General features: G+C 46.2%; 1 protein-coding gene. It reads left to right on the top strand.

Annotated elements, in window-relative coordinates:
- Nucleotides 1-85: 85 nt before the first annotated feature.
- Nucleotides 86-679 (top strand): OB-fold nucleic acid binding domain-containing protein (locus BCT81_RS07310; protein ID WP_241908177.1); only part of this gene is annotated, 594 nt, incomplete at its 3' end.

Here is a 679-nt window from a genome sequence, read left to right as displayed (position 1 = left end):
CGTATCTGCTTCTAAGCTTTATCCTGTACAAAAATCCAGTAAAATGCTTGAATAGATCATCACTCTTACGTTTATGAGCCTTGTTATGTCACAGCTTTTATCTGCTATCCCTCTCAACTCTTTATCTGGAGTCGGCGCTAAAGTCGCAGAGAAACTGGAAAAGGTTGGGCTCAACAATGTGCAAGACCTGCTGTTTCACCTGCCTTTGCGTTATGAAGATAGAACGCGAATCTATCCGATCATCAAACTGCACGCAGGAATCTGGGCCGCAGTACAAGGCAAGGTGATGAGCGTAGATACCATTTTCGGTAAACGTAAGATGTTGGCGGTAAAGATCAGCGACGGTAATGGCACAATTACGCTGCGTTTTTTCAACTTCACTGCAGGTATGAAGAACAACTTTGCCGAGGGCAAGCAAGTCCATGCTTATGGTGAAATCAAGCGTGGCAATATGGGGCTTGAGATCGTCCATCCGGATTACAAATTCTTTGCTCCAAGACAACAACCAGACGTGGAAGCGAACCTAACTCCGGTGTATCCAACCACTGAAGGGCTAAGACAAGTCACGCTGCGTAACCTGACCGACCAAGCGTTAGAACTGATCGACAAAGCAGCCGTCAATGAGCTGCTACCGTCTGGCTTATACGATCATCAAATTACCCTAGCACAAGCACTGCAT

Source organism: Vibrio sp. 10N.261.52.A1, from assembly GCF_002876325.1.
Taxonomy (GTDB): Bacteria; Pseudomonadota; Gammaproteobacteria; order Enterobacterales; family Vibrionaceae; genus Vibrio; species Vibrio chagasii.
This window is presented reverse-complemented; position numbering and strand designations above follow the sequence as displayed.